At 67.9% G+C, this 25775-nt stretch carries 19 protein-coding genes and 1 pseudogene; 10 read left to right on the top strand and 10 right to left on the bottom strand.

Going from position 1 to position 25775, the window contains the following annotated elements:
- Positions 1–56: 56 nt before the first annotated feature.
- Both mutL and mutS read right to left on the bottom strand, forming a co-directional pair.
- Entirely contained in the window at positions 57–2294 is a 2238-nt protein-coding gene (mutL, locus tag AM590_RS05430) for a DNA mismatch repair endonuclease MutL (RefSeq protein WP_058826594.1), read from the bottom strand.
- Positions 2291–5014 carry a DNA mismatch repair protein MutS gene (mutS, locus tag AM590_RS05425; RefSeq protein ID WP_058826593.1) on the bottom strand — a complete coding sequence of 908 codons (2724 nt, stop codon included), beginning with the start codon at positions 5012–5014 and terminating at the stop codon, positions 2291–2293. The genes mutL and mutS overlap by 4 nt, the downstream gene beginning before the upstream one ends.
- Before the next feature lie 283 nt (positions 5015–5297).
- Here mutS and AM590_RS05420 point away from each other — a divergent pair, with 283 nt between their 5' ends.
- The 4 genes from AM590_RS05420 (at position 5298) to AM590_RS05405 (ending at position 11397) form a co-directional block, all read left to right on the top strand.
- Entirely contained in the window at positions 5298–6476 is a 1179-nt protein-coding gene (locus tag AM590_RS05420) for an ABC transporter substrate-binding protein (RefSeq protein WP_394329094.1), read from the top strand.
- Positions 6473–8941, top strand: coding sequence for a methyl-accepting chemotaxis protein (locus AM590_RS05415; protein WP_058826591.1), 2469 nt, complete (start codon positions 6473–6475; stop codon positions 8939–8941). The genes AM590_RS05420 and AM590_RS05415 overlap by 4 nt, the downstream gene beginning before the upstream one ends.
- A 256-nt stretch (positions 8942–9197) precedes the next feature.
- On the top strand, positions 9198–10868 hold the full coding sequence (locus AM590_RS05410; RefSeq protein ID WP_058826590.1) for a methyl-accepting chemotaxis protein: 1671 nt from the start codon (positions 9198–9200) through the stop codon (positions 10866–10868).
- Positions 10869–11016: 148 nt separating this feature from the next.
- Positions 11017–11397, top strand: coding sequence for a cupin domain-containing protein (locus AM590_RS05405; protein ID WP_058826589.1), 381 nt, complete (start codon positions 11017–11019; stop codon positions 11395–11397).
- 30 nt (positions 11398–11427) lie between these two features.
- On the opposite strand, the gene moeB is transcribed toward AM590_RS05405, so the two are convergent.
- The gene (gene moeB, locus AM590_RS05400; RefSeq protein ID WP_058826588.1) at positions 11428–12240 is read right to left on the bottom strand and encodes a molybdopterin-synthase adenylyltransferase MoeB; all 813 of its coding nucleotides are present in this window, start codon (positions 12238–12240) and stop codon (positions 11428–11430) included.
- A gap of 141 nt (positions 12241–12381) precedes the next feature.
- Between moeB and AM590_RS05395 the strand changes: the two genes are divergently transcribed.
- Positions 12382–12735, top strand: coding sequence for a rhodanese-like domain-containing protein (locus AM590_RS05395; RefSeq protein ID WP_058826587.1), 354 nt, complete (start codon positions 12382–12384; stop codon positions 12733–12735).
- 54 nt (positions 12736–12789) lie between these two features.
- On the opposite strand, the gene AM590_RS05390 is transcribed toward AM590_RS05395, so the two are convergent.
- From AM590_RS05390 to AM590_RS05370, 5 genes are all read right to left on the bottom strand, one after another.
- A complete protein-coding gene (locus AM590_RS05390; RefSeq protein ID WP_058826586.1) occupies positions 12790–13023 on the bottom strand; it encodes a hypothetical protein in 234 nt (77 codons plus the stop codon).
- A 119-nt stretch (positions 13024–13142) separates the two neighbouring features.
- Complete coding sequence (locus AM590_RS05385; RefSeq protein WP_058826585.1) at positions 13143–13733, bottom strand: 50S ribosomal protein L15e; 591 nt, start codon at positions 13731–13733, stop codon at positions 13143–13145.
- Between the two features lie 228 nt (positions 13734–13961).
- On the bottom strand, positions 13962–15038 hold the full coding sequence (locus AM590_RS05380) for a sugar ABC transporter permease (RefSeq protein ID WP_058826584.1): 1077 nt from the start codon (positions 15036–15038) through the stop codon (positions 13962–13964).
- Positions 15035–15970, bottom strand: a complete 936-nt coding sequence (locus AM590_RS05375) for a carbohydrate ABC transporter permease (protein WP_058826583.1) — start codon at positions 15968–15970, stop codon at positions 15035–15037. Before AM590_RS05375 ends, AM590_RS05380 begins: the two co-directional genes overlap by 4 nt.
- A 5-nt stretch (positions 15971–15975) precedes the next feature.
- Entirely contained in the window at positions 15976–17268 is a 1293-nt protein-coding gene (locus AM590_RS05370) for a substrate-binding domain-containing protein (RefSeq protein ID WP_082677680.1), read from the bottom strand.
- A gap of 229 nt (positions 17269–17497) precedes the next feature.
- Here AM590_RS05370 and AM590_RS05365 point away from each other — a divergent pair, with 229 nt between their 5' ends.
- A complete protein-coding gene (locus AM590_RS05365; protein ID WP_058826581.1) occupies positions 17498–18637 on the top strand; it encodes an ABC transporter ATP-binding protein in 1140 nt (379 codons plus the stop codon).
- 63 nt (positions 18638–18700) lie between these two features.
- Here the strand turns inward: AM590_RS05365 and AM590_RS05360 are convergent, their stop codons facing one another.
- Positions 18701–20707, bottom strand: coding sequence for a hypothetical protein (locus tag AM590_RS05360; protein ID WP_058826580.1), 2007 nt, complete (start codon positions 20705–20707; stop codon positions 18701–18703).
- A 104-nt stretch (positions 20708–20811) separates the two neighbouring features.
- Between AM590_RS05360 and AM590_RS05355 the strand changes: the two genes are divergently transcribed.
- From AM590_RS05355 to AM590_RS05345, 3 genes are all read left to right on the top strand, one after another.
- Complete coding sequence (locus AM590_RS05355; RefSeq protein ID WP_058826579.1) at positions 20812–23016, top strand: alpha-amylase family glycosyl hydrolase; 2205 nt, start codon at positions 20812–20814, stop codon at positions 23014–23016.
- Between the two features lie 5 nt (positions 23017–23021).
- Positions 23022–24092: a TrmB family transcriptional regulator sugar-binding domain-containing protein gene (locus tag AM590_RS05350; protein ID WP_172795761.1), complete on the top strand. Its 1071-nt coding sequence runs from the start codon at positions 23022–23024 to the stop codon at positions 24090–24092.
- A 107-nt stretch (positions 24093–24199) separates the two neighbouring features.
- On the top strand, positions 24200–25048 hold the full coding sequence (locus AM590_RS05345) for a YihY/virulence factor BrkB family protein (RefSeq protein ID WP_050458649.1): 849 nt from the start codon (positions 24200–24202) through the stop codon (positions 25046–25048).
- A 115-nt stretch (positions 25049–25163) separates the two neighbouring features.
- On the opposite strand, the gene AM590_RS21240 is transcribed toward AM590_RS05345, so the two are convergent.
- Entirely contained in the window at positions 25164–25295 is a 132-nt protein-coding gene (locus tag AM590_RS21240; protein ID WP_256364934.1) for a hypothetical protein, read from the bottom strand.
- A gap of 61 nt (positions 25296–25356) precedes the next feature.
- Here AM590_RS21240 and AM590_RS05340 point away from each other — a divergent pair.
- Positions 25357–25686: pseudogene (locus AM590_RS05340) on the top strand (IS200/IS605 family transposon protein TnpB); the annotation flags it as partial.
- Between the last annotated feature and the right edge of the window lie 89 nt (positions 25687–25775).

The following is a 25775-nucleotide window of genomic DNA, read 5'->3' as shown; positions in this document are numbered from 1 at the left end:
GAGAATCGGCGGTCGGGTCGCGGATAGCGGCGGGCAACGCGACCGACCCGCGCCGGCTACTCCTCGCGTCGCCGCCCGCCGTGGCCGGGGTAGTCACGCTCGAAGCGCGAGGCGATTTCGTCGCGGTCGAACTCGACGATGACCGGGCGGCCGTGTGGGCAGGCGTAGGGGTTCTCGCAGTCGTCGAGCGCCGCGAGCAGGTCGAGCACGGTGCCTTCCCGGAGCGACGTGTTGCCCGTAATCGAGGGGTAACACGCGAGGTCCGACAGCAGTTCGTCGGCGACGGCGTCGACGGTCTTCCGGCCGCCGTCGGCCTCCTCGCGGACGAACGCCGTCAGCGCGTCGCGGAGTAGACCGGGGTCAAGCGCGGCGTCGAACACCGCCGGCACGGTCCGCACCGAGACGGTCCGCTCGCCGGTCCGCCCGGCGTGGAAGCCCACCTGCGCCAGCGCCTCGCGGTACTCCTCGAACAGCGCCGCCTCGCGCGCCGTGAGTTCGAGTTCGACCGGGTCGGCCAGCGCCTGCGTCGGGGTGTCGCCTTCGACCTCGCCCTTCAGGCGCTCGTAGTTCACGCGCTCGTCGGCGGCGTGCTGGTCGACGAGGACCAACCCCTCGTCGGTCTCGGCGACGATGTAGGTGTCCGCGAGTTGACCAATGATTCGCATCGACGGAAGCGAGTCGAACTCGGGCGAGAGGTCCGCCTCCTCACCGGAGAGGTCGCGCTGGGTCGTCGGTGCGGCGATGCGCGAGGGACGACGCGGAGGGGTTCCGCTGCCCGGCTCGGTCTCCGATTCGTGGTCGCCGGACGACCCCGCCTCCCGTGTCGCCCCCGCTTCGGACCCGTCGTCGGTCGCCAGCGACGACTGCTCGGTCGTCTCCGGACCCGGCGCGAGGTCGTACTCGCGGGGCGGCGTCGGCGGCGTGGACGCTGGCGTCGAAGTGGAACCGGCCGAGTCGGTCGGCGTTTCGGCGGCTGAGTCGGATGCATCGCCGTCAGCCGGATTCTCGGCGTCGACCCCCGCCCCCCGTTCAGTTGCAGGCGTGGTGTCCGGGGTGGCGTCGTCGGTCGCGGCCGCATCCGGGTCCGAGTTCGACCGAGCGCCCGACTCGCGGGCCTCCCGCGCCGACTGCACGTCTCGTACGGACGGGGAATTCGCGTCGTCGTCTGTTTCGCCGTCCGGCTCCGCTTCCCGGACCTCGTGGGGGTCCATCGAGGTCGCGTCGTTGCCGTCGGGTGAGCCGGGTTCGATAGCCGCCTCGTCGGCTTTCGACCGACCACGCGGAGCCGACGACCGGACGAGGCCGTTGCTCAAGAGTGCGTCTTCGACCGCGTCGGTCACGTCGCGCTTGACGCCAGACTCGTCGTCCCAGCGGACCTCCATCTTCCGCGGGTGGACGTTCACGTCCACGGCGTCGGGGGCGACTTCGACGAACAGCACCGCGAAGGGATAGCGGTCGGCGTCGAGTTGGCCGCCGTAGGCGTCGAGGACGGCCTCGCGGAGCACGCGGTCCGTGACGTAACGGCCGTTGACGAACGTCGAGAGGTAGTCGCGGGTGCTCCGGGTCGTCTCGGGGTGGCTCACGAGACCCGAGACGGAGACGCCGGAGGCGTTGTGGTCGACAGGGACCATCGACTCCGCGACCTCGCGGCCGTACACCGAGAGCACGGTCGACTGGAGGTCGCCGCGGCCCTCGGTAGCGAACACCTCGCGGTCGTCGTGTTCGAGCGAGACGGCCACGTCGGGGTTGGCGAGGGCGTAGTGCGTGACGACCGCGTTGACGTGGTCGAACTCGGTCGCCGTCGTCTTGAGGAACTTCCGGCGGGCGGGCGTGTTGTAAAACAGGTCGTCGACCTCGACGACGGTCCCCTCGGGACAGCCGGCGGGTCGAATCGACTCGACCTCGCCGCCCTCGTATTTCAACTCGGTGCCCACGTCGCCGCCGCGGGGCTTCGACCGGATGGTCAGCCGCGACACCGCGCCGATGGTGTGGAGCGCCTCGCCGCGGAAGCCGAGGGTGCCGACGCCGGCTTCGAGGTCCTCGATGTCGCCGATTTTGCTCGTCGTGTGCTCGCGGACGGCGAGTTCGAGGTCTTCTTCGCTCATGCCGACGCCGTCGTCACGGATGCGGACGACCTCCACGCCGCCGGCGTCGACGGCCACGGAGATGCGCGTCGCGTCCGCGTCGAGGCTGTTTTCGAACAGCTCCTTGACGACCGAGGCCGGTCGCTCGACCACCTCGCCGGCGGCGATGCGCTGGATGGTCTTCTCGTCGAGCTGTTTGATGTCGCTCATTCGCCGTCACCGCCGTCCAGTTTCGACTGCCACGCCTGCACCTTCGACATCAGGTCCAACGGCGACGTATCGTTCACGTCGGTCGCCCGGAGTTCGTCGAGGACGGCTTCGGTCTCCGAGTCCAGCGCGGGCTCGGCGTCCGCCTCCGTCTCGGTACTCGCGTCGGCGACCGCACCGACCGACCCGTTGCCCGCCGCGCCGTTCGCGGCCGCGTCGGAGCCCGCTGAGCCGCCCGTGGCGTCACGGCCCTCGGCGACTTTCATCTGCCCACTTCCCACGTCGAAGACGGCCTGTACGGGCTCCGAGGTTCCGGACCCCTTCGCCTCGATGGCCTTCTCCTCGCGGAGCCGGTCGAGCACGTCGGCGGCGCGGTCGACCACCGGGCGCGGGACGCCCGCGAGGTCGGCGACGTGAATCCCGTAGCTCCGGTCGGTCGGGCCGTCGACGACGGTTCTGAGGAACGTCACGTCCCCGTCGCGCTCGTCGGCCGCGACGTGGACGTTGGCGACGCGGTCGAGGTGGTCCGCGAGGCTCGTCAGTTCGTGGTAGTGCGTGGCGAACAGCGTCTTCGCGCGCACTTCGTTGTGGAGGTACTCGGTGGCCGCCCACGCGATGGAGATACCGTCGTAGGTCGCGGTCCCGCGGCCCACCTCGTCTAAGATGACGAGCGAGTCCTCGGTGGCCGAGTGGAGGATGTTCGAGAGCTCCTGCATCTCGACCATGAACGTCGAGCGACCCTGCGCGAGTTCGTCCAGCGCGCCGACGCGGGTGTAGATGCCGTCGACGACGCCGACGGTCGCCGAGCGCGCGGGGACGAAACTGCCGACCTGCGCGAGGAGCGTGATGAGCGCCGCCTGCCGCATGTACGTCGATTTGCCGGACATGTTCGGCCCGGTGACAATGAGGAAGCCGCGCTCGTCGTCCATGCGGAGGTCGTTCGGGACGAAGTCGGTCGTCGTCTCCACGACCGGGTGGCGCCCGGCCTCGATGTCGAGCGCTCCGGCCTCGGTGAGTTCGGGGCGCGTCCACCCGTTGCCGGCGGCGTGGGTCGCGAGCGACGCCAGCGCGTCCACCTCGGCGATGGTCCGACCCACGTCCTGTAGGAGTTCGGCGTGCTGGGCCACGCGCTCGCGGAGGTCCTCGAACAGTTCGTATTCGAGGTCGCCGCGGGCCTCTTCGAGCCGGAGAATCTCGCGTTCTTTCTCCTCTAACTCCTCGGTGACGAAGCGCTTGGAGTTCTTGAGCGTCTTTATCTGCCGGTAGTGGTCGGGCACCTGGTCGGCGACCGACTTGCCGACTTGGATGTAGTAGCCGTCGGTCTTGTTGCGGTCGACGGTGACGTGCGAGAGGCCGTGGTCCCGCTTCTCGCGGTCGGCGAGCGTGTCGAGCCACGACTTCGCCGACTCGTGGCGCTCGATGAGGTCGTCGAGTTCGTCGTCGTAGCCCGTCTGGAACAGGCCGCCCTGCGTGACCGTCTTCGGCGGGTCCTCCGCGAGCGCGTCGGCGAGGTCGGTTCGGAGGTCGGCCGCGGCGTCCCGGTCGGGCCGCGAGACGACTTCCGCGAGCGGGGAGTCCGCGAGTTCGGTCCCCTCGATGGCGTCGGCGAGGGCGGGAAGCACCGAGAGCGTGTCCCGAACCGACAGCAGGTCGGACGCGCCGGCGCTTCCGGACGCCGACCGGGAGGCGAGTCGTTCGAGGTCGTACGCCCCGTCGAGCACCTCTCGGACGCGCTCGCGGGCGAGGGCAGCCGAGGCGAGCGACTGCACCGCGTCGAGGCGGCGAGCGAGTTCGTCGCGGTCGCGCCGCGGCCGGGTCAACCACTCGCGGAGGAGGCGGCCGCCGGGCGAGGTGACGGTGTGGTCTATCGTGTCGAACAGCGACCCCGAGCGGTCGCCGTGCATCGTCTCCGTGAGTTCGAGGTTACGCTGGGTGGTCGCGTCGAGTTCGAGCAGGTCCGAGGGGTGGTAGACCTGCAGGCGCGTCATCGACCGGAGGACGCCCGCGCCCGTCTCCTCGACGTAGGCGAGGACACCGCCGGCGGCGCGGGTCGCGAGGTCGGAGTCGAGGCCGACGCTATCGACCGTTGACGCGCCGAACTGCTCGCGGACGGCGTGGCGGGCGCGACCCGGCGCGAACGCCTCGGCGGAGAAAAGCGAGAAAGAGGCGTCGGTGGCCTCGCGCAGCCGCGAGAGCGTCTCGTCGTCGCTCCGCAGGTCCGGGCCGGGGAGGACTTCGACGGGAGCGAAACGGTAGAGTTCGGCCGCGGCGTCGTCGACGGTCTCGGCCTCGGTCACGAGGAACTGGCCGGTCGTGATGTCGGCGAACGCGAGGCCGACGCCGTCGCCGTCGGTCACGACGGCCGCGAGGAACTGCGCGTCGGCACGGGACGTTTCGAGGAGCGTCCCCGGGGTGACGACGCGCTTGATTTCGCGGCGGAGGTCGCCGGACTCGGTCTCGTACTGGTCGGCGACGGCGACCCGGTAGCCGCGCTCGACGAGCGCCTTGAGGTAGGGCGTCAGGTCGTTCAGCGGCACGCCCGCCATCGGATACGACGACCCGTGCGAGGACTTCTGGGAGACCTTGAGGTCGAGTTCGCGGCCGACCGTCTCGGCGTCGTCGGCGAAGAACTCGTAGAAGTCGCCGCACTGCATGGCGAGCAGGTCGGCGTCGGTCTCCTCTTTCAACGAGAGGAACTGTCCGACGATTCCCTGAGTAGTCATGTCCGCACGTGGGCGGGCCGGCGGATAAAACGCTACGATGCCCCGGCCGACGGGGTGCGCGCGACCCGAGTCAAACCCGCCCGCTGCGACGACCCGGTTGTATGTCGAATGGTAGCATGTCCATATTTCGTGTTCGATGTTGGACAATCCTCCCAAAAATACAGCGTATGATAATTGGCGGCCCAAAATTATATGGGGGAGTTGTCTCGGGCAATCTGTGACAGCAAGGTACGACAGACGAACGTTTCTTCGCACCGCCGCCGGCGCGGTGGGGCTCGGCTCGCTGTCCGGGTGCGTGGGGACGTTCGGAACGGAGTCCGGGGAGCCCGTTCGATTCGGGGCGATGTTGCCCGTCAGCGGGTCGCTGGAGCAGGTTGGAACGCACGGCAAGCGTGCCGCCGAGCAGGCGGTCGAAGACATCAACCGCGCGGGCGGCGTGCTCGGGCGGCCGGTCGAACTGACCACCGTGGACACGGAGGGGTCCGCGTCGGTCGCGACTGACGGCTACGCCTCGCTGGTCGACGCGGGCGTCGTCGGCTTCGTCGGCGGCCTCGTCAGCGACGTGTCGCTCGCGCTCGCTCCGAAGGCGGCCGACGACGCCGTCATGGAGATGTCTCCGGCGAGCACGAACCCGCGGCTCTCGGACGCCGGGCGCTCCGACGGGCGGAAGTTCTTCGGCCGGACCGTCCCGAGCGACAGCCTGCAAGCGACCGCGATGGCGAAGATTCTCGACGCGCCGCAGTACGCCGACGCCGACCGGGTCGCCCTCCTCACCGTCGACGGGGCGTTCGGCTCGGACCTCGGCACCGCGCTCGGCGACCAACTCGACGCGGAGGTCGTCACCGAGGTCAGCTACGACCCGGCCGCGGACGACTTCGGCGGCGTCGTCGACGAGGTGTTCGCCGACTCGCCCGACGCGGTCGGCTTCGTCAGCGTCCCCGGACAGGAAGGAGGCGTCCTCGACGCCTACGGCGCATCCGACTACGAGGCCCCGTGGGTCTTCTCGGCGGGCCTCTTCGACGGCGAGATACCGTCCTATTACGAGGGCTTCTACAGCGCCTCGCTGTCGTCGGTTCGGACTGACGGCTACTTCCACCTCTCCCAGCGGCTCTCCGACATCGCGCCCCTGCAACCCTATGCGGCGAACGCCTACGACGCCTTGTTCCTCATGGCGACCGCGGCGGAGTACGCGGGCGAGGCGTCCGGACCGGCCATCGCCGACGCCCTGCAGGCGGTCTCGGGTGGAACCGGACACACCGTCTCAGTCGGCGAGTTCGACCGGGTTCGGACCCTCGTCGACGCCGGCCGCGAACTGAACTATCAGGGCGCGTCGAGCGGGGTCGACCTCACGGCCGCGCTCGAACCGCTGAGTTCGTACCTCGTCGAGCGTGTCCACAACGGCTCGGTCGAACAGGTCGAACTCCTCCAGCGCCAGTTCTTCGAGTCCGGGGGTGACCAATGAACCCGTTCTCGCGGCTGACGAGCCTCCTCGAACGAGCGCTTCCGAACGTGATTCGCCGCCGCTACGCGGCGAAGTTCGGCGTCGTGCTCCTCCTCATCGTGGTCGTCATGGGCGGCGCGGGCGCGTACATCCACTTCGACACCAAATCCGTCGTGGAGTCGCAGACCGAGTCCCAGATTCGCGGCGCGGCGGCGACGGAGGCCAAGTCGGTCTCCGACTGGGTGTCCTCGAAGGAGTCGACCGTCTCGTTCCTCGCCGAGTCGCTTGCCGACCAGCCGGCGGGCACCCCGGCGGCCGACCACCAACGATGGCTCGAAGGGAAACTCATCCAGCTCTCCGGTGACGTTCACTCGCTCCACTACGTGGACGCCGACACCGGCGCGGTCGTCGCCAGCACGACCGACAGCGCGACCGGGCAGTCGCTCGACTCGCTGTCCGCGCCGTGGGCCGACGACGCCGCGGCGCTGGCGTCCGGCCAGTCCGTGACCGTCACCGAGCCGTACGAGTCCGGCGGCGAACCGGTCGTCGCGTTCGCCGCCCCCGTCTCCGGCGCCAACGGGGCAATCGTCCTGACGGCGTCGCTGGAAGCCGGCTCCCACCAGTTCGAATCGCCCTATGCGACCGGCGACACCAAGGTCGTCTCCGAGTCGGGAACCATCCTCTTCGACAACCGCAAGGCGTCCATCCTCGACCAGTACGCGGCCGCCGACGGCTCGTCCATCGAGGCCATCGATGCCGCGCTGTCCGGGCAGACCGGCTACGATGTCGTCTCCGCCCGCACGGGCATGGAGTCCGGCGAGTACGCAATGGCGTACGCGCCTATCACCGGCACCGACTGGGTGCTCACCTACCACGTCCCGGCCGACCGGGCGTTCGCGCTCCAGTCACAGGTGACGACGAACGTGATGCTCCTCGTCGCCTTCGCCGTCGGCGCGCTGTTCCTCGTCGGTGCGACCATCGGCCGCGGCACCGCGCGGTCGCTCTCGGTCGTCGCCCGCAACGCCGACGATATCGCCAACGGCGAGGTCGACGGCGACCTCCCGAACACCGCCCGCATCGACGAGATGGGCCGGCTGTACGACTCCTTCGAGTCGATGCAGGCGTATCTGACAACCGTCGCCGGGCAGGCCGAGGCGCTCGCGGACAAGCGCTTCGATGACCCCGTCCTCGACGAAGACATTCCGGGGTCGTTCGGCGAGTCGATGGGCCAGACGCACACGGAACTCGAAGCCCTCATCACCGAACTCGAAGCGAAGGCGGCCGAGTTCAGCGAGACGATGGCGGACGCCGCCGACGGCGACCTCACGCGCCGGATGTCCGAGGACGCCGACAACGACGCGATGAACGAGATGGCGCGGTCGTTCAACGACATGGCCGACGAACTCGAAGCGACCGTCGCGGAGGTCGTCGAGTTCGCCGAGACCGTCGCCGCGGCCAGTCAGGAGGTCACCGCGAGTTCCCAAGAGATAGAGCGCGCGAGCCGGCAGGTCAGCGAATCCACGCAGGTCATGGCCGAGGGCGCGCACGAACAGCGCGAGAATCTCCGGCAGACGACGAGCGAGACGAGCAACCTCTCTGCGACCATCGAGGAGGTCGCCTCCTCGGCGAGCGAACTCGAACGCACAGCCCAGCACACCCTCGAAGCGAGCGAGGACGGCCACGAGGCGGCCGCTAACGCCATCGACACCATCGAGACCGTCGAGACGCAGACCCGCCGAACGGTCGACCGCATCGAGGACCTCGAAGGCGACATGGCCGAAATCGGCGACATCGTCGAACTCATCACCGACATCGCGGAGCAGACGAACATCCTCGCGCTCAACGCGAACATCGAGGCCGCCCGCGCCGGCGAGGCCGGCGAGGGCTTCTCGGTCGTCGCCAACGAAGTCAAGGAACTCGCCGGCGAGACCAAGGCCTCCGCCGAGGAAATCGAGGCGACCATCGAGGAGGTCCAAGCGAAGTCCGCGGCGTCCGTCTCCGAGATGCGCGAGACGCGCGACGCCGTCGACTCCGGCGTCGACGCGGTCCAGACCGCCCGCGACTCGCTGGACACCATCGTCGAGAACGTCCGCGAGACGACCGACGGCGTCGACGAAATCAGCCGGACCACGGACGAACAGGCCGCCTCGACCGAGGAGGTCGCGTCGATGATGGACCGCGTGTCCGATATCAGTGACGAGACCGCCGAGCGCGCCGAGTCGGTCGCGGCCGCGGCCGAAGAACAGACCGCCTCGCTCAGCGAGGTCTCCGACGGCGCGGACCGTCTCGCCACCCAGTCCGAGCGGCTGATGTCGCTCGTCTCCGAGTTCACCGTCGACCACGACGCCGCGGGCCGCGACGGCGCGCTCGTCGACTCCGACGCTGCGTCGACCGTCGAACTCGACGCCCCGGCGACCGACGGTGGTCTCGACGCAGACGGCCGTTCCGACCGCATCGACGACGATCGTTCCGACAGACTCGACTGACGCCGCGCTCGCCCGTCGCAGGGCGGCCCCGCACCCCTCCGAATGGCTCGTCACCCATTCGGTCTTCTCGGGTCCCCTATTCGGCCCTCTCCGGCCCTCCCCGGTCCCCTACTCGGCTCTCCCACCCGACGACCGCGTTTCTCGACCGTTCGTGTTCCGCATCCGCTCGCCGAAGATACCGATTCAGTACCACCCAATATCAGATATGATAGCTTAGAGCGTAGCGTTATACCGGCAATCCTCGTGGGGAGAATGTATGGACCTGCTTTCGCGACTCGCGGCGCTGGTCCCGGGGGTCGGGGCTCGGACGCGGACCGACGGTGGCGCACAGGCGGACGAACGAGGGACGGTCGCGCTGGCGGCGGAGCGACTGGACACGGGTGCTCTGCTCGACGGCGTGGGGATGCCGGTGTTCGTCCTCGACGCCGACAACCGAATCATCGCGTGGAACGACCCGATTTCGAAGCTCACGGGCGTCCCCGCGTCGGAGGCGCTCGGGTCGGAACACGTGAGCGAACTGTTCTACCCGGACGGTCGGCGGGCGAAGACGCTCGCCGACAAGGTGCTCGACGACCCGCGGACCGCCGACGAAGTCCACGGGCTCGACGTGGTCGACGAGGGCCGCCGGCTCTACCGCGACACCAGCACGATGACGGACCGAAACGGCGCGAAGCGCCACATCGCCTTTACCGCCCAACCGCTGTTCGAGGGCGACGAACTGGTCGGCGTCGTCGAGGCGGTCCACGACCGGACCGACGCCGTGGAGAAACAGCGGGCGTCCGAGGCGCTCGTCGACGAGGTCTCGACCACCATCGGGAGCCTCACGGCAGGTGACCTCTCGGCCCGCGCGTCGTTCACGGACGACCGGGACGTCCTCAACGACGAGACGCTGGCGGTCGTCTCGGACCTCAACGAGATGGCGACCCGGTTCGACCGCCTCGCCAGCGAGGTCGACGCCACGACAGCCGACCTCGGCGGCGCGATTCAGCGGGCCGCGACGGCCGCGACCGACATCGAGTCGCAGGTCACGGAGCAGGCGGACCTCCTCTCGACGGGCGCAGAGGAGATGCAAGACCTCTCGGCCAGTATGGAGGAGATAGCTGCCACCTCCGACGAGGTCGCCTCGGCGGCGAATCAGGCCCGCGCAGCCGCCGAAAACGGGCAGGAAGCCGGCCAGAGCATCCGGAGCGCGACCGACCAGGTCATCGACATCTCCGACGAACTGCTCGACAGCGTGACCGAACTCCAACAGCGCATGGGCGTCATCGAGGAGGTCGTCGAGGTCATCGCGGAGGTCGCAGACCGGACGAACCTGCTCGCGCTCAACGCGAACATCGAAGCCGCCCGCGCCGGCGAGGCCGGTGAGGGATTCTCGGTCGTCGCCGACGAGGTCAAACAGCTCGCGAACCAGACCCACGAGCACACCGAGGAAATCGCCGACAGCATCGCCGAGATTCAGGAACAGGCCGACGAGACGGTGTTGGCCTCCGAGCAGTCACACGAGCAGATTCAGGTCGCTTCCGGCGAAATCGAGGACGTGCTCGCCTCGCTCTCCGAAATCGCGGACGCCGCGGACTCCGCGGCCAACGGCGTCACCGAGGTCGCCCGCGCGACCGACTCGCAGGCGACGAACATCGAGGAGGTCACGACCACGATTCAGGTGGCCCAAGAGCACGCGACGGCCGCCGAGGCGTCGACGACCGACATCACCGACGCGACGGCCGACCAGACGGTCGCCCTCGACGCGCTCGCCGACCGGGTGGACGCCCTCGTCGGCGGCGACGCGACGGCGGTCGAAGAACTGGACGCGATGGACTTCGACGACGCGGATGCCGACGTGGTCGACGACGCGGACGCCGACTCGATTCGCGCAGCGACCGACGGCGGGTCGGACGACGAGTTCGGCGGGTTCCAGTTCGACCGGTAGCGCGTCTCCCCCGAGACGACGGCGCTGTTAGAATCCTCAACTACTACTCGTTTGCTGAGACCTGCTGAATACAGCGCTCGAACCTACTGGTGGCGCTCTCGAGAGAGCGATTATCTCGTTGCCAGTCGTAGGTAGACGGGGTACCGGCATGGAAGCAGTTACAGTCGTTACACGAGCCAGTTTGGGAGAACCAGACGACTCCACCGACGTTTCACGACAAGCGATATTCGAGACCGAGGATACCATGGTGGTTCAGTCACGGGTCGCCGGTGGAGTCACAACTGGGTGGCATCACAACGGTGACCGCCACGTCTACGGGTATGTCGTGGCAGGTCACGCCGTTCTGGAGTACGGGCCGGCTGGTCAGGAATCGGTCGAACTCGACGCAGGTGACTTCGTCTACGTCCCGCCGCACACGATCAGGCGAGTGGTGAACCCGACTACTGAGGACTGGATTATCGCCATCAGCTTCGTCGGCGCTGGGCCGCCTGCCGTATCCGTTGCTGGCCCCCAGTCAGGCGTCGAATAGCAGCAACGCTTTACTGACTACGCCCGCTCCTCAGTCGAGGCCGATTGCACAGCTCTCGACGTAGTCGATGTCCTCGATGGAGTCGACGCCGTCCTCGCCGCAGACGGGGCAGTCCGGGTTCTTCCGGTACGGGACCGTCTCGAACGTCATGTCCATGGCGTCGTAAAACAGGAGCCGCCCGTCGAGCACCTCGCCCTCCTCGAGAAGGAGCTTCATCGCTTCCGTCGCCTGAATACAGCCGACCGTGCCGGGGAGGACGCCGAGGACGCCGGTCGTCGCGCAGTCGGGGACCGTCCCCGGTTCGGGCGCTTCGGGGAACAGACACCGATAGCACGGGCCGTCGGGGACGAGCGTCGTCGCCTGTCCCTCGAACTTGTATATCGCCCCGTGGACCAGCGGGATTCCCTCGAAGCGACAGACGTCGTTGAGGAGGTAGCGCGTCGGGAAGTTGTCCGAGGCGTCGACCACCACGTCCGCGCCCGCGACGACCCCGTGGACGTTCGACTTGTCCACGCGGGCCTCGACTGGTTCGACCGACACGTCGGGGTTGAGCCCGCGGACGAACGCGGCGGCGCTCTCGGCCTTGGCCACGCCTACGTCGTCGTCGCGGTGGACGACCTGCCGCTGGAGGTTGCTCCGCTCGACCACGTCGTCGTCGACGACGACGAGTTCGCCGACGCCGACCGCCGCGAGGTACTGGATGGCCGGCGCGCCCAATCCGCCCGCGCCGACGACGACGACCCGCGCCGAGAGCAGTCGCTCTTGGCCTTCCGGGCCGACCTCGTCCATGATGATGTGCCGCGAGTAGCGGTCCAACTGGGTGGCGTCGAGTGAGAGCGTCATATCCCGAGGTTGGCGTCGGCCCCGAATAAACCCGCGGCACGGGCGGAACCGTCTCCCGTGGCTCGGAACCCGGGCCGTCGCCTCCGACGACTGCATCGCCGGAAGCGACGCGCCTTTGCCGCTCCGTCCGTCACGTCGGGTATGGTCGCCGAGACGACGCCCGACGAACTACGCGAGAAACTGGCCGACGACGATGACCTCGCCGTCATCGATATCCGAGACCCCTCGTCGTACACGTCCGGACACATCCCCGGGTCGGAGAACCTCCCGGCGGCGACGCTCGGCCCCGAGGTGTTCGACCGCGAGTGGCCCGCCGAGGTGGTCGTCTCGTGTTACGTCGGCAAGAGTTCGAAACAGGTCGCCTCGGTGCTGGACAGCAACGTCGACGCGGACGTGTCCAGCCTCCGCGGCGGCTTCGACGCGTGGGACGGCGCGGTCGAAGACGGCATGGAGGGCGAGGACGAAGCGGACCTCGGTCCCACGTCGCCGTTCTGAATCGTCGACGCTTCTTTTCGGACTGCGCTTTGACTCGCAGAGCGACGTCCGTGCCTACTCACCGGGCACCGTGACGGGCGACCCGCGCCGCCGGTTTCGGTTCTGCAGATAGAAGACGAAGACTGCGAGGCCGCCGAGCACCGGCAGGAGGACGAACGCGACGAAGAATCCCACCGCCCACATGTCCGCCGTGTCCATCGCCCGACGCTTCGCGTCCCGATATAGCCACGCCGCTCCGAGGACCGCGGCGGCGAGGAGCAGCGGCCCGCCGAGTTCGATACTGACCATGCAGTCGTGTCAGTAGTTCTGACCGGCCGGAATAAGCGTACGGGCCGTCGATTCCGACGGAGACGAAGCAACGGCTCGGCGGTCGATAAAGAGAGAAGATTGGCGCGGTGTGCGGGACGTTACTTGCCGCGGCCGTTGCCGGCGCGGATGGAGGGACGGATGTGCTCCGTACCCTTGCCGCGGTTCTGGAGACCGCGGTTCTTCTTGCCCGCGTTGGTGAGACCGCGGAAGGCGCGGCCGTCGTGGGTGTCGTCGCAGATCCAGTTGAGGTCGTCGTCGTTCTGGATGGCCGGGTGCTCGGGGTCGATGAGGATGACTTCCTGCCACTTCTGGGAGCCGTCCTGTCCGACGCCGTAGGAGTTCAGCACGCGCAGATTGGGGTGCTTGCGCGAGGCGCGCTCCTCCGCGATGCGCGGGATGGACTTCCGGCGGCCGATGCGGTTGACGCCCTGGCGCTTCGTGCGGCGGCCGGCCTTGTGGCGCTGTTTGCGCGCGCCGCCCTTGCGGACGGAGACGCGGACCACGACGATGCCCTGCTTGGCCTTGTAGCCGAGCTCACGGGCCTTGTCGAGGCGGGTGGGGCGCTCGATGCGCTCGATAGCGCCCTGCTCGCGCCACTCCTGTTTTCGCTGCCACTGGAGTTCGGCCAGCTTGCCTTCCTTCGGGGTCTTCCACGCTTCCTTGATGTGGGAATAGAAGCTTCGTGCCATTGTATATCACCGCGGGCGCTTGCGATTCAGTCCGTCGGGGAATCCCCCTGAGACCACATTTCGTCCCGTTCGTGACGGGTGCCCTCTGGCGTGCCCGCATTGCCAGCGAGTTGGCGGAACTACCGGCAGGGGAGGGTTAAGGACTTCGGATTCGAGCGACGCGCGTGCCACCGACTCACGCGATGAGGCGATCGAAAAAGACGGTATCGAGGATGCGCCCGACGCGGCTCAGCCTTCCATCCCGCCGAACGACAGACCACCTTCGATGTAGCGCTGTGCGAACAGGTAGATGAGCATAATCGGCGCGGCGAACGTCAGCGCGAACGCCGAGAACCGGGCCCACGGGATGGAGTACCGGCCGACGAGCGAGTAAAGCCCGACGGGCAGCGTGTAGTTGTCCGTCGAAAGCAGCGTCTGGGCGACGACGAACTCGGTCCACCCGGTGAGGAAGGTGAAGATGAACACCGTCGCCAGCCCCGCCTTCGACAGCGGCAGGATGATTTCGGTGACGATTTTCCACGACGGCGCGCCGTCCATCATCGCGGCCTCCTCGTAGGAGACGGGAATCCCGTCCATGTACGTCTTCAGGAGCCACGTGTTGAACGGAACCGCGGTGGCGGCGTAGTACGCCGACAGCGCGAGTTTGCTGTCGTTGAAGCCGAACTGGACGAACAGGGCGTACAGCGCGATGAGGAGCGCGACGCCCAGCCCGCCGCCGATTTGGGTGAACAGCACGTAGCCGTACAGCACCTTCGAGCGGCCGATGAACTGCCGGCGCGACAGCGCGTACGCACTGGGGACGATGAGACACATCGCGAGCAGCACCGTCGGAATCGCCACGGTGAGGCTGTTCGCGAAGAACCGCTTGAACTCGGAGGTCTCCGTGACCCCGTACTGCGACACGTCGAGGAACGTCAGTTCGGGTGTCTGCAGGAACACCTCGTAGCCGCCGAGGCCGAGGCTGATGCGGTAGCTCGGGACGATGAGGTCGCCGATGACCCACAGGAACGGCTCGATTGTCGGGTCGGCCGGCCACAGGCGAATCCCGCTCGACGAGTACAGCGACGCGCCGGTGCCCGAGAAGGCCCCGACGGCGACCCAGTACAGCGGGAACAACAGGAGCGCGACGACGACCGCGGCACCGAGAGTGATGCCGGCGGTCTTCAGCACCGTCGCGGGGCTGACGCGCCCCTCGCGGATGCCTTCGAGGGTGTACTTGGCGTCCTTGACCGACTCGACGGGAGCCATTGCGGCGGCCCGCGCGTCGTCGGCGAGTTCGGCCACGATGTCGGAGATGACGCTCATGCGTCGTCCACCCCGTCGGCGAGCTGTCCCTTCTTAACGTTCAGCATCATGAACACGCCGATGACGGCCACGGCGACGAGCATGATAGCCGCGCCCTCACCGTACTTCTGGAAGCGGAACGCCTCGCGGTAGCCGTAGACGATGAGCAGTTCGTTCGTCCGCGACGGCCCGCCCTGATTGAACACGTACGGGATGAGGAACTGCTGGAACGACGCCGCGGCCGTGAGAATCGAGGCGAACAGCACGGGGCGCTTGATAGAGGGAAGCGTCACGTGCAGGAAGCGGGCGAAGAAGCCCGCGCCGTCTATCATCGCCGCCTCGTGGAGCTCCTCGGACACGTCCTGCAGGGCACTCACGGTGATGATGACCATGAACGGGTACGCCAGCCACGCCTCGGTGACGTTGTAGGCGAGGAAGGCCATCCAGCGCTCGGAGAGCCAGGCGACCGAGTCGAGGCCGGCCATCCGAAGGAACTGGTTGGCGAGGCCGAACTCGGCCGAACTGAAGATACCGCGCCAGATGGTGATGGTGAAGATACCCGGCAGGCCGAGCGGGATGATGATGAGCGCTCGCATGAACCGCTTGCCGCGGACGCGCTCGCCCGTCACCACGAGCCCGATGCCGAGGCCGACGAGCACCTTGAGCGCGACCGACGTGGCGACGAACAGCCACGTCACGCCCATCGAGTTCCAGAACTGGCCGTCCGAGAGGACCGTCACGTAGTTGGCGAGGCCGACCCACTGCTCTTTGCCCTGGAACAGCGTGGCCGGCTCCGCGTTGGTGAACGAGAGATACACCAGGTACAGGACGGGAAACAGCATGAACGCGAGGAAGACGAACAGCCCCGGCAGTACCAACAGCAAGGGTAGGTCGTCCTTGCTCACCACCGGGCTGTCCGCGACGCGCTCGACGGCGCTGTCGACGACGCTCATCGTCCTTACTCCCAGTTAGACCGGATGCTCTCTTCGGCCTTCGTGAACGCGGGTTCGAGCTCCGCGTCGCCGTTTTTCACGCTGTTGAAGGCGTCTTCGAGCGGCCCCCACACGTCGCCCATGTTCGGGTGGGTCGGGATGGGAGTGCCGAGCGAGACGGACTCCGAGAAGCCTTGGACGGCCTCGGGGAGGTCGCTGCTCGAAGCGAGTTCCTTGTGGACCGGGATGTAGCCGAACTCCTCGGCGTTCGCCGAGAGCACGTCGGTGTTCGTGGTGTACCACTCGGCGAACGCGCGGGACGCGGCCGCCGTCGCCTCGTCGCCCTCCAGCGTCGAGGTGAAGTAGAGCTGCTTGACCGTCGTGTACGGCTTGGGCTCGGCGTCGCCCTCGGGCGAGGGGAGCCGGGCGATGCCGGCGTCGATGTCGTTGGAGCGAACGTCGCCGAGGAACCACGGTCCGTTGATGGCGAACGGGGCGTTGCCTTCGAGGAAGACGGCCGCCTGCGGGTCGTAGCCCGTGTCCTTCGGCTGGTACGGGACGAAGTTGTCGAGGATGAACTGGAACCCGTCGAGGGTCGCCTCGTTCGACAGGCCGAGTTCGACGTTCGACTCGTCGAAGTAGTAGCCGCCGAAGGCGTGAGCCCACGCGCTCATGAAGTAGGCGTCCAGCGGGTAGCTGAGGCCGTACATCCCGTTTTCGGGGTCGTGGTACTCCTCCATGATGGCCGTCATGTCGGCGATGGTCTCGGGCGCTTCGTCCACCATCTCCTTGTTGTAGATGAGGCCGACGGTCTCGGCCGCGTAGGGGAGCGCGACGGTCGCGCCGTCGAACTGGACCGCCTCCTGCGCGGGGCGGGTGTAGACCGAGAGGTCCACGTCCAGCTGGTCGCTCTGGTCCGAGAGGAAGCCGTTCTGGTAGTACTCGCCGGTCCAGTCGTGGGCCCAGTCGAACATGCCCGCGCCCTGTCCGGCCGGGATGGCGGAGGTGGTCTTCTTCCGGAGGTCGGCGATTTCGGCGGGCTTGGCCGTGTGGTCCGTCTCCGAGGTGAACGTCTCGGCGTTGGCTTCGAGCGCCTTCTTCTCGGCTTCCGCGCGCTGATGCCAGAGCGTGAACGTCCCGCTCGGGCCCGCGGACTCGGTCTCCGCTCCCGCGGTGGTCTCTTCGCCACCGTCGTCGCCCTCCGCACCGCTCTGTTCGGGCGTCTGCGTCGAATCGGTCTCCGACACGCCCACGCACCCTGCGAGTGCGCCGACGGCCGTCGTGCCTGCCAGTTGCTTCAGGATTGTGCGGCGGTTCATTGGCATAACGAATCTATGATGAACTATGTGTTCATATATTTAATAGTTCGGAATGACGGCCGCATTCGCGGAGAAAATTGCCACTCTGGTGGTCGGGTTCGATTCACGATATGTGGTGTAGAGGCTTTCAGTAAGCCGAAAACAAGCGATAAAATATAATACGAACTATTGCATCACAAATTCAGAAAATAGGAAAACGATTATGGACGATGGGGACAGACAGAGAGTAATGGCACGTCTCACGCTCGAAGCGCTTCGCAAGGAGTACGACCGGGGTCGCGTCGTCGCCGTCGAGGACCTCTCGCTCGACGTCGAGGACGGCGAGTTCATCACCGTCGTCGGTCCCTCGGGGTGCGGGAAATCGACCACACTCCGCATGGTCGCGGGGTTGGAATCGCCCTCCGGCGGCACGATTCGAATCGGCGACGAGGACGTCACGGACCAGCACGCCCGCAAGCGCGACGTGGCGATGGTGTTCCAGAACTACGCGCTGTACCCGCACAAGACCGTCATGCAGAACATGGCGTTCGGCCTGCGGATGAGCACCGACCTCTCGAAGGACGAGCGCCGCGAGCGCGTCCGCGAGACGGCGGCGATGATGGGCATCGAGGACCTCCTCGACGACAAGCCCGACGAGCTTTCCGGCGGGCAGAAACAGCGCGTCGCGCTCGGGCGGGCAATCGTCCGCGAGCCTCGCGTCTTCCTGTTCGACGAGCCGCTTTCGAACCTCGACGCGAAGCTCCGCACCACGATGCGCACCGAGATTCAGCGCCTCCAGAACGAACTCGGTATCACCTCGCTGTACGTCACCCACGACCAGGAGGAGGCGATGACGATGGGCGACAAAATCGTCATCCTCAACGACGGGAAACTCCAGCAGGTCGGCCGCCCGAAGGACGTGTACGAGAACCCCGCCAACGAGTTCGTCGGCGGCTTCGTCGGCTCGCCCTCGATGAACTTCCTCGACGTGTCGGTCGAACGCGAGGGCGACCGTCTCGTCCTCGTCGGCGACGGGGCGTTCTCCTACCGCCTGTCCGAATCGTTCTCGGCGACGCTCCGCGAGGCCACCGACGCGACCGACCTCCGAGTCGGCGTCCGCCCGGAGGACGTGGTGACGGCCTCGTCCGGCGAGAACGTCGTCGACTCGACCGTCGGCGTCGTCGAACCCATCGGCTCGGACAACTACCTCCACCTCGACATCGGCCCCGACTTCATCGCCCGCGTCGACTCGGACATCGAACCCGAGACGGGCGAGACGGTCGGCGTCACCTTCGACGAGTCGGACCTCCACGTCTTCCACCCGCGGACCGGCGAGTCGCTCCTCTACCGCGAGTCCAAGCGGCGCGCGGCCCCGACGCAGCAGGCGTGAAGAAGTAGTTCGCTGTTTTCTCGCGGCGGTCCCTCGCTGTTCGACAGCCGCGTCGCCGCCGACTTACTCCCCGTCGAAGGCGTCGTCGGCGTCGAGCGTCGCCAGCGTCGCCAGCCGGAGCGCGTGCGGCCAGCCGAGCGGCGTCGCGCTGTCGGGCGTGCCGTCGTCGAAGAACTGCTCCGCGAGGTAGCCCTCGTCGGTGCACAGCGGGCCGTCGGGGAGGACGAGGTCAAGGAGCGCCCGGCCCTCGTCGGCGAACTCCCCGGCCCGGTCGTCGCCGTGTTCGGCCAGCAGGGCGGCGAGCTCGACGCCGGCGTTCGCGCCCCACGCGGTCGAGACGGTCCAAATCTTCTCGGAGGACTGCTCGCGCATCCGCCAGTCGTCGCCCTCGAAGCGGACGAGTCCCTTCACGTCGCTGTCGTCGGGGTCGTGCCAGAGGCCGTCGAAGACGGACTCGACGTGGCGGACGAGCCGGTCCAGCCGGTCGTCGTCGACGCCGTCGAGTCGGTCGTAGGTCCGGTGGGCCGACGCGAGCGCGAGCGCGGCGGAGTCGTAGCGGTCGTCGAGTTCGCCGTCGGCGACGCGGAGCGCGTAACAGCCGCGGCCCTCGCTCCAGAGGTGGTCGATACCCTCGTACACCTCGCGGGCGCGCGCCGCGGCCCGGTCAGTCAGCGCCGAATCGAGGTCAGATAGCGCGAGTTCGGCGTAGGCTTCGAGGAACGTCGCGGCGGTGTGGCTGAACCGGCCGGTCATGTTCTCCCACGCGTTCTGGCAGTCCACGGGAAGGCCGTCGTCGCCGAGGGTGTCGTCGAGGCTGTCGAGGGCGCGCGAGAGCGTCTCCTCGATGTCGGCGCGGAGGTCGTCGTCGGCACAGCGGTCATGGTAGGCCGCGAGGAAGGCGATGACGCTCCCCGTCTGGTCGGCCTGATAGTCCGCGTCGTCGCCGGATTCGAGACGCGCGTTCGCCCAGCCGGGGGCGAGCGAGCCGTCGAAGGGCCAGACGCGGTGGGGCCACGAGCCGTCCTCGCGCTGGGTGCGGCAGTAGGCGCGGGCGCTCCGCTCGTGCCACGCGTCGAGGCCGAGGTCGAGTCGCTCGTCGGACTCGAAGAGGAACGTCGAGATTTCGGCGTCGTCGCGGAACCACGTGTAGCCGTAGCCGCCGGAGTAGGCGTAGTAGGGGTCGAAGTCGGGGCCGGCGATGCGGAGGCCGAGCGCACCCGAAAGCAGCGAGAGCACGCGGATGTCGGCGCGCATCGCGGCCGATTCGCGGTGGTCGGGCACCGCGCCTTCGACTTCCGTCGCGGCGCGCTCGCGGAGGTCGTCGAGGTCGCGGGCGACGAGGCCACGGACGCGGTCCAGCGCGTCCTCGCGGCCCGTCTCGGTGTCGTCGGTGAGCAGGTGGCCGACCGCGGCCGCGCCCGACTCGAACGGGACCGTCCCGACGACCGCGCCGCTCAGTTGGCCCTCCTCGTAGCAGTCGTCGGTGCGGGGGCGCGGCAGTTCGACCTCGCCCTCCGAGAGCAGTTCGTCGAAGCCCTCGGGCACGCGTCCCTCGACGTGTTCGAACGCCGGCGACGACGCGAGGAAGTCGTGTTCCTCGGCGTGGTACGCTTCCACCGCATCCCCGTGGGTCAGTTGCCCGACGAGCGTGTCGCGGCCGTCCGGCTGGAAGTGGACGAAGGCGACGAGTTCCACGTCGGCGTCGGTCTCGAACCGGCTGACGTGGCCGTCGCCGACCGCGAGGTCGTACTGGGTCACGCCGCCGTGGGGCGTCTCGTGCTCGGTGACGACGAGCGCGCCGTCGCCCGCGTACGACTGGCTCGCGCCCTCGTCGAACCAGTAGACGCCCGCGTCGTCGCCGACGGGGCGGACGCCGAATCGGGACCGCTCGACGCCCCAGAGCCCGGACAGGGGGTAGCCGAAGTCGCGGAGCGAGCCGTCGGTCTCGACGTGGACCAGTCGGTCACCGAGCCCCGAAAACAGGCCGCTCGTCGTCCGTCGCTCGCCCGGAAACCGAGTCGGGTGGTCTGCGTGCCGCTTGTAGTCGGCCAGCGCGTCGCGTAGTTGCATTGCTGAGTCGTGGGACCCCCGCAGATAATAATCTTGGTGTAATGTTCCTTCAAACTTTCATGCGGTTTCGAAACGGTAAGGACCCCGCTCACCCGAGGTGGGGTATGCATCACCCCGGTCCGCCGCGAGTCACGACGGTCGGCCGCCCCGTCGAACTTGCCCCGAGAGCCCCCGAACGGGACGCAACGTACCGCTGGCACGTTCTCGACGCGCCCGCGGAGAGCGCCGCGACGGTCGGCTCCGGGCCGGTCGTCCACCTCTCCCCCGACGTTCCCGGTACCTACCGTCTCGAACTCGACGCGCCCGACGACCACCACGAACAGACCGTTCGCGCCTTCCCCGACGACCGCCGCCCGGCGACGATGGCGGTTCCCGCGGCCGACCTCGAACCCGCATCGCCGGACGAGGTGTCCGTCATCGGCCCGTTCAACGACCGTCTCGTCGGCCACGACCGACCGCGCCGCGTCGGCGACGACTACGTCCTCGACGTGGCCCTCCCGCCGGGCACGCACCCGTTCGGGTTTGCCCCGCACGACGACCTCGCGGAACAGGTCCGCGGCGACGTCGAAGTCCCCGGACCGGGCCGCCCACGGGTCCGACTCGACGGGCGAACCGAGGTAACTGACGGCGACGCCGACGGAGGCGAGAACTCCGACCGAACCGAACTCGTCGTCGTCGCGGACGCGGAGCCCGCGCCCGACGGAGAGGAGGCGACGATCGCCGTCGAGTTCCTGTTCGACGGCCGTGACGCGCTCGAACCCGGCGACTGCGAGGTCGGCGACGACCATCTGCGCGTCCCGGTCGAAACGCTCCGCGGATTCGATTCGTCGGAGTCGGTTCGGTTCCACGCCGTCGCGGTCCAGACGACGACCGGGTCGGGTGAACCGCACGTCCGGCACTCGGTTCTCGACACGCTGGTCGTGGACCCCGGTATCGTCGGCGACGAGTCCGGTTCTGGTCTTGCCATCTCGCGCCCCGGCGACGCGCCCGAGTGGGCGCACCACGCGACCGTCTACGAGGTGTTCGTCCGGTCGTTCGTCGGCGAGACGCCCGACCCGACGTTCGACGAACTCGCCCGGCGCGTCCCCTACCTCGAATCGCTCGGCGTCGACTGCCTGTGGCTCACGCCGATACTGGAGAGCCACACGACCCACGGCTACCATGTCACCGACTACTTCGAGACCGCCTCGGACCTCGGTTCGCGCGAGGACTTCGAGGCGCTCGTCGACCGATGTCACGACGCCGGCATCCGCGTCGTCTTCGACCTCGTCATCAACCACACGTCGCGGGACCACCCGGCCTTCCAGTTCCACTCGACCGGCGTCCCCGGCTACGAGGACCACTACGCCCGCGTTCCCGAGCGCGAGCACCCCTCCGACGTGGACTGGGGTGGCCCCGGCGCGGCGGAATACTACTTCAACTGGACGCGTATCCCGAACCTCAACTACGACTCGCCGGCGGTCCGGTCGTGGATGCTCGACGTGGTCACCGAGTGGGCGGCGGTCGTCGACGGCTTCCGCTGCGACGTGGCGTGGGGCGTCCCCCACGGCTTCTGGAAAGAGGTCCGCGAGCGAGTGAAGGCCGACGACCCCGACTTCCTGCTCCTCGACGAGACCATCCCGCGGGACCCCGCGTACCACGAGACCGAGTTCGACGCCCACTACGACACGACGCTGTACGGGGCGCTCCGCGACGTCGGCACTGGCGAGAAACCGGCGACGGCCGTCCTCGACGCGGTCGCCGACGCCCGCTGGCACGGCTTTCCCGACGACGCCGTGCAACTTCGCTACATCGAGAACCACGACGAGGAGCGCTACCGGAGCGCAGTCGGCGACGACGCGCTTCGGGCGGCCGCGGCCGCGACGTTCACGCTCCCCGGCGCGCCGATGATATACTACGGCCAGGAGACCGGCGTCGCGGACCAGCGCGGGACGATGCGCTGGCACGACGCCGACACCGACCTCGTGGATTTCCACCGGCGACTCTCCCGCCTCCGTGACGCGCACAAGGTACTCCGAGTCGGCAATGTCGAACCCGTCTCTGCCAGCGTTGCCCCCACCGGAGACGATGGTGTCGAGTCCGACCGCGTGGTCGCGTTCGCCCGCGACGACGGCACCGACCGGCTCGTCGTCGTCCTGAACTTCGACGGGGAGCCGACGACCGTCGAACTCGGCGCGGAAGTCGAGGGAACCGACCTCCTGACGGGCGAGCGAGTCGGCGCGAGCGGCGCGGCCACGGGCGATGGGGGCGTCCGCGTCACCGTCGCCGACGCGGTCGTGCTCCGCGCCGTCGGCGATTCGAGCCATTAAGTATCATGGTCGATGACAGTCCGACCATGGACGACCGGGAACTCGCCGACCTCCTGGAGCAGTTCGGGCTCTCAGAGAAGGTCGTCGACACGTATCTGACGCTTCTCGAACTCGGGGAGGCGAAGGCGAGCCAGATCGCCGACGCGGCGGGCGTCTCCAAGCGCTACGTCTACAGCGTGAGCAAGGAACTAGAATCGCGCGGCTTCGTGGAGGTCAACGACCACGTCGTGCCGACCACGATTCGGCCGCTGCCGCCGATGGAGGTCATCGAATCGCTCTCCGAGAGCGTCGAGTCCATGCGCCCCGCGCTGGAGGAGCGCTACACGGCCACCGCACGGGACCAAGAGCGCTTCGAGGTCATCAAGTCCCGCGTGACGGTGCTCAAGCGCATCGCCGAACTCGTCGGTCGCGCCGAGTCCGAAATCACGCTGTCGCTCCCCTACGACGTGCTCGACGAGGTCGAAGACGAACTCCGGGCGGCCCGCGAGCGCGGCGTGCTCGTCTCGCTCGTCGTCAGCGGCGTCGAACCGCACGACGACCTCGCGCTCGACGGCGTGGCCTCGCTGGTGCGCGTCTGGCACGAACTCATGCCCATGATGCTCACCGTCGACTCGCGAACGGGGCTCATCTCCCCCGGCGAGATGGTCGCCCGGTCGAACTCCGAATCGCAGGCCATCGTCTTCGCCCAACCGCACCTCGGCCCGGTCATCGTCGGCTCCTTCTTCGGGAACTACTGGCCGATGGCTGCAGAGGCGTACACGACCGACCCCGACCCGCTCCCGGCGATGTACCACAACTTCCGCCACGCCGTCCTGCAGGCGGCGCTCTGCGAGCGCGCGGGCATCGACCTCGACGTGACCGTCACCGGACGGATGGTCCACACCGACGGCCCGACCGAACTTCACGGCTGCGTGGTCGACATCCGCCAGGGCCTCCTCGAACCCGCGAACAACTCCTTCCCGGTCGAGAACGCCTTCGTCGTCGAAACTGACGAGGGAACCTACAGTATCGGCGGCCAGGGCGCATTCGTCGAGGACTTCGAGGCCGACGCGGTGGAGTTCACGGCGGCCGAGTAGCCTCTCCGAGTCCGTTCCTGTTCCTCCCGGGCCGTCGCATCGCCGGCCGCGTGGTGCGCTCGCAGGCCCGCCACCGAACTATTACGTGGGCCTCGCGTTGGACGCTCATGGACCGCGACGGAGCCCGCCGCCTCGCCGCGCGGACGCTCGCCGTCATCCGCGAGAAGAACGTCACGGTGACGGCCGCGAGTCTCGCGTACTACGCGTTCAACTCGCTCGTCCCGCTGACGCTCCTGCTTTTCGTCCTCGTCACGACGTACGGCCGCGTCGAAGCTTTGCTCCCCACGTTCGAACTGCTCGTCGGCGTCGACCTCTCGCAGTTCGAACCGACGCTCAGAGCGGTAAGCGGGAACTCGGCCGGGCGAGTACGCGCCGCGGCGCTCGCCCTCGGTATCTTTCTCTGGAGTTCGCTCCGACTGTTTCGCGGGATGGACAGCGTCTTCAGCGAGGTGTACGGCACGCGGAAAGAGGTCTCGGCGCTCAGGCGATTCCTCAACAGCGTCCTCGTCATGGCGACGGTCGCGGTCGGCGTCGGCGTCATCGCCGCCGCCGGTCTCGTCGTCTCCTTCCGCGTGACACAACTGTTGTGGTCGGTCGTCGCGCCGGTTCTCCTGTGGGCGCTGCTCACCGTGCTTTTCGTTCCGATGTACGCGCTGTTTCCGGGCGTCGACGTCTCCCCGCTCGAACCGGTTCCGGGGGCCGCGCTCGCGGCGCTCGGGTGGACGGCGTCGCTGCAGGCGCTCCGCCTCTACTTCGGCGTCTCGCAGAGCATCGAACTCTACGGTGCCGCGGGCGGGGTCTTGCTCATCCTGACGTGGCTGTACGTCGGCTCGCTGGCCCTGCTCGTCGGCGTCGTCGTCAACGCGGTGCTGGCGAACCGGGTCGATGCCGACGCCGACTGGTACCCCGGCGACGAGGCGGCGGGTGACGAGACGACGGGTGACGAGCGAGGCTGACGGTGGCGCGTCGCCGCGAAAAAGCGTTCAGCGTCCCCTACCTGAATCGAGGAGAGAGTCCCGCCGTTCACGGCGGGCGTGAATCCGACAACAGGGACACAACCGCCGACAATGCTCAGTCCGGGGTATCCAAATCCTTCGCCGCGTGGAGCAACATCCCTTCCCACGTCAGGCCGTGGTCGTCCTTGATTCGCTTCAACCGTTCATGCACGTCGTCGTCCACTACTACGTGGATGTTCTTCGCCATACATACATACATACATACAAAAACTAAACATACATCTGCCTTCGGATGCAAGGTGTTGGTGATGAAGCGGACCAACACCTTCGAGGTGGTTCCTCAGTCCGACGCGGACGAGGAGTTGCTTCGACGCCTGTTGGACGCTTCTGCCGCTCTCTGGAACGAAATCAACTACGAGCGCCGCGAACACTACGCCGACCCCGACGCGGACGTGTGGGAAATCAGCGAGTATCGCGGGCGCTACGGCGGCACGCTCGGCGCGTCTACGGTTCAGCAAATCGAACGGAAGAACCGCGAAGCATGGCGGTCGTTCTTCGCGCTCCAGAAGAAGGGCGAAGCCAACGGCAAGCCCGGATTCTGGTGCAACTCCGAGGACGGCCGAGAACTCCGAACGTACCATCCGTCTTTAGCTAAGCGAAGAACCGCATGACTGCGGCGGCTTATCGGTGTTACTTTTCGGAAGGAATGAGGAGGCAACGAGTGTGT

Origin of the sequence: Haloferax sp. Q22, from assembly GCF_001482285.1 — an archaeon.
Lineage (GTDB): Archaea > Halobacteriota > Halobacteria > Halobacteriales > Haloferacaceae > Haloferax.
The sequence above is the reverse complement of the archived record's forward strand: the minus strand, read 5'-3'. Positions and strand labels throughout refer to the sequence as shown.